Raw genomic sequence first — 3107 nt, forward strand, 5'->3', positions numbered from 1 at the left:
GGTGGAACATCCCGACATCGCCAAGGTCAGCTTTACCGGCGGCACGGCGACCGGGCGCGCGTTGGCCGAAAAGGCCGGGCGCAAGCTGATGCCGGTGAGCCTCGAACTTGGGGGGAAATCCCCCACCATCGTGTTCGACGACGCGGATATGGAGGTGGCGCTGGCGGGGATCCTCTTTGGGGTGTTTTCCTCCACCGGGCAAAGCTGCATCGCCGGGTCGCGGCTTTTCGTGCAGCGCGGCATCTACAATGAGTTCGTAACCCGGCTGGTCGCGGCGACCAAGCGGCTGCGGGTGGGGCACCCCTTTGCCGAAGGCACGCAGGTCGCGCCGCTGATCCATCCCGACCACCGCAAGGAGGTGCAGGCCCATGTGGCGCAAGCGCTGGAGGATGGCGGCAAGCTGCTCTGCGGCGGTGAGGCGCCGGAGGGGCCGGCCTACGAAGGCGGCAGCTATTACCTGCCCACCATCATCGAAGGATTGCCCAACGACGCACGCCTCTGCCGCGAGGAAGTATTCGGCCCCGTCTTGGCGGTGTTGCCGTTCGACGATGAAGGCGATGTGATCGCGCAGGGCAACGATAATGAATACGGGCTGGCCTGCGGGATCTGGACCCGCGATTTCCCGCGCGCATGGCGGGTGGCGCGGGCGATCCGGGCGGGCACGGTCTGGGTGAACACTTACAAGCAATTCTCGATCTCCACCCCCTTTGGCGGCGACGGTGCCAGCGGCATGGGGCGCGAGAAGGGGCGGCAGGGGATGCGCGCCTACATGCGGCAAAAGGCGATCTACACCGATCTGACCGGCGCGCCCCATCCGTGGGCCGCGGACGTGGTGGGCCCGTCATGACCGGGCAGATCGCGATCATAGGGGCGGGGCCATCGGGCTGCTTTCTGGCGCAGGCGCTGCTGAAGTCAGACCCGGCGTTGCAGGTCGACCTGATCGACCGGTTGCCGGTGCCCTACGGGCTGGTGCGCTACGGGGTTGCGGCGGATCATCAGGGCACCAAGGCCGTTTCCCGCCAGTTCGCGCGGCTTTTCGAACGGCAGGGTGCGCGGTTCTTCGGCAATGTGAGCATCGGGTCGGACGTGACGCTCGACGATCTGCGCGGCGCTTATGACGCCGTTGTCCTTGCGGCGGGCCTCTCGGCGGACCGGGCCTTGGCGGTGCCGGGCGGCGATCTAGGCGGTGTGTTCGGGGCGGGCAAGCTGACCCGGGCGCTTTATGAACACCCCGAAGCCGAGGCGCTGCCCCAGCTTGGCCCGCGCCCGCTGATCGTGGGGAATGGCAACGTGGCAATCGACCTGCTGCGGCTGCTGGCCAAGACGCCTGAGGAACTGGAAGGGTCCGACCTGGGGCACAGCCCGACGGACTGGCTGGCCGCAAGCGGGATCGAGGAGATCACCATTACAGGGCGCTCCCCGGCGGCGGCGGCCAAGTTCGACACGGTGATGATCAAGGAACTGGGCAAGCTTGGCGGGGTGACGATCCGGGTGCTGGGGGCGGGTGAAACCGACGATCCGCAGGCGCGGAAAAAGCTCGAAGCGCTGGCCGCGCTCGAAGAGGGGGAGGGGCCGCGCCGGATCACCTTCCGCTTTGGTCTGACCCCGATTGCCGTGGAGGGGGACAGCCGCGCCGAGGCCGTTCGTTTTGCCAGCGACGCCGGGGAGGAGGTGCTGCCTTGTTCATCCGTGCTGACGGCGATCGGCTTTGACGCACCGGGCGACCTGCCCCGCGACCTTCTGCTGGCGGAGGAAAGCGAAGGCAAACTGGCGGAGGGTCTTTACGCGACCGGCTGGTTCCGCCGGGGGCCGCGCGGCACGATCCCCGACAACCGGGCCGACGCGAAGGAACTGGCCGAACGCATCCTGACCGAGATTGCGCCCGACACAACCAAAACCGGCGCCGCCCTGCTGGGGGCGCTGCCCGACACCACCGACTATTCCGGCTGGTCCCGCATCGACAATGCAGAGACCGCCAACCCGCCACCCGGCCGCTGCCGGGTCAAGATCACCACCCGCGAGGACATGCTGCGCCTCGCCAGAGAGGAGGAAACGCAATGAACATCAACGTGCTTTACGGAACCGAAACCGGCAACGCCGAGATGCTGGCCGAGGATATCGCCGCCGAACTGGAGGCCAACCACGAGGTCACGGCCATCAACCTGTCGGACTTCGATCCGGCGAATTTCGACGCGGATACCCTCTACCTGCTGGTCTGCTCAACCTATGGCGACGGAGAGCTGCCCGCGTCGGCCCAGCCCTTTGCCGAGAAGCTGGAAAGCGAGCAGCCGGACCTGACCGGGGTGCATTTCGGCATCTTCGGGATGGGCGACAGCGAATATGAGGAGACCTTCAACGGGGGGCCGAAAACGCTCGCGGAACTGATGATTGCCCGGGGGGCGAGCCAGCTGGGCGACCGTATCGCGCATGATGCCTCGGGTACGGACATGGCCGAAGACATCGCCTTTCCCTGGGCGGAGCAGATCGTCGGCATGGCCGATGAAACGATCGGCCAGGCGGCGTGACACAGAGCGCAGAGATACGCGACCGGCTGACCCGCGCATGGCGACATGGCGACCATGCCGATTTTCGCGGCATCATATGCGAAGAGCCGCTGGATCTGTCCGGCGTGGCGCTCGACGGGGTGGATTTCACCGGGGCGCGCTTTGCGGCGGGCGTGGATGCGCGGGGGGCGCGGTTCGACGGGCTGGCGTGGTTCCGCGATGTTGCGTTCGGCGGGCCGGCCCGGTTCGACGATGCCGTGTTCATGAACGACGCCCGGTTCGAAGGCGCGGATTTTTCCGGCCATGCAAGCTTTCATGGGGCCGAGTTCCGTGGGATCGGCCGGTTCGACGGTGCGCATTTCGCCGCCGGGGCCGACATGGGGGCAACCACCTGTTACGGGAACTTCTCGCTTCAGTTGGTCGACGGGCGGGGCGCCTTCACCTTCGGGGGCAGCGAATGGCTGGGCGGCCTGTGGTGCGACCGCGCCCGCCTGCCCGGAGAGGTCGATCTGGCCGAAACCCAGGTGCATGGCCGCCTGTGGCTGCGCGGCGCCCGGCGCGGGAACGCGGCGCTTGAACCGGAGGATTTCGGCATGTCCTTCG

The 3107-nt window shown here is 67.4% G+C and carries 4 protein-coding genes; all 4 read left to right on the forward strand.

The features are described from left to right. A partial coding sequence (locus tag A3764_RS15210; RefSeq protein WP_150122207.1) for an aldehyde dehydrogenase family protein occupies positions 1-847 on the forward strand: 847 nt, incomplete at its 5' end. Continuing rightward, positions 844-2061: an FAD-dependent oxidoreductase gene (locus A3764_RS15215; RefSeq protein ID WP_067923320.1), complete on the forward strand. Its 1218-nt coding sequence runs from the start codon at positions 844-846 to the stop codon at positions 2059-2061. The genes A3764_RS15210 and A3764_RS15215, both read left to right, overlap by 4 nt. Then, a complete protein-coding gene (locus A3764_RS15220) occupies positions 2058-2525 on the forward strand; it encodes a flavodoxin domain-containing protein (RefSeq protein ID WP_067923323.1) in 468 nt (155 codons plus the stop codon). The genes A3764_RS15215 and A3764_RS15220 overlap by 4 nt, the downstream gene beginning before the upstream one ends. After that, positions 2522-3107, forward strand: a 586-nt coding sequence (locus A3764_RS15225) for a pentapeptide repeat-containing protein (protein WP_067951730.1), incomplete at its 3' end; no start/stop codon positions are given. The genes A3764_RS15220 and A3764_RS15225, both read left to right, overlap by 4 nt.

Source organism: Sulfitobacter sp. HI0129, from assembly GCF_001635395.1.
In the GTDB taxonomy this organism is placed as follows: Bacteria; Pseudomonadota; Alphaproteobacteria; order Rhodobacterales; family Rhodobacteraceae; genus Sulfitobacter.